Origin of the sequence: Listeria farberi, assembly GCF_014229295.1 — a bacterium.
In the GTDB taxonomy this organism is placed as follows: domain Bacteria; phylum Bacillota; class Bacilli; order Lactobacillales; family Listeriaceae; genus Listeria; species Listeria farberi.
Genome location: NZ_JAARZL010000013.1, coordinates 1 through 599 on the forward strand (window position 1 = coordinate 1; position 599 = coordinate 599).

The 599-nt window shown below is 43.9% G+C and carries 1 protein-coding gene; it reads right to left on the reverse strand.

Annotated features, from left to right (window positions below):
• A partial coding sequence (locus tag HCB38_RS15005) for an RHS repeat-associated core domain-containing protein (protein WP_185638983.1) occupies window positions 1-599 on the reverse strand: 599 nt, incomplete at both ends.

A 599-nucleotide genomic window follows, 5' to 3' on the forward strand; every position in this document is an offset into this window, starting at 1 on the left:
TTAATCGACTTCTTAGCTGCCTTCTTAAATTTCGTCACTGTTTTTTGGACTTTTTTGGTTACTTTTTTGACGGCGCGCTTGATTTTTCTGGTGGTTTTCTTGATGGCTTTTTTGACTTTTTTCACGGCGCGTTTTACTTTTTTGACGGTTTTTTTGATGGCTTTTTTGGCTTTTTTGATGCCTTTGCTTACTTTTTTCGCGGCTTTTTTGACTTTTTTGGTTGCTTTTTTAAGCCATTTTGGTACGTTTCCGCTTGGATCGCCGAATGACATCGGGTTGTTGACGCCGTAAATGTAGCGGTTTTGGCTACGTGGGTCCTCTAGGGATCCTCTGTAGTTATCGGCTTGTTGGAAACGACCGGTGTTTGTATCATAATTTCGGGCACGCAGGTTTTGTGTGTCGCTTGTGTCGTGCATTTGCGCGCGATAACCGATTTGATTCGCAACTGGAGCTGCCGCAAGTGCGGTACCATAGTCTGTGTAATCATAGTCGGTACTTGTTTCGCCGTCAGTTGTTGTTGTGATGTCGGTTAGGCCGTTTTCGTGATAGCTTTCTTCTTCGGTGCCGATTATTTGATTGTCGTCACCAAAACGGAAAGC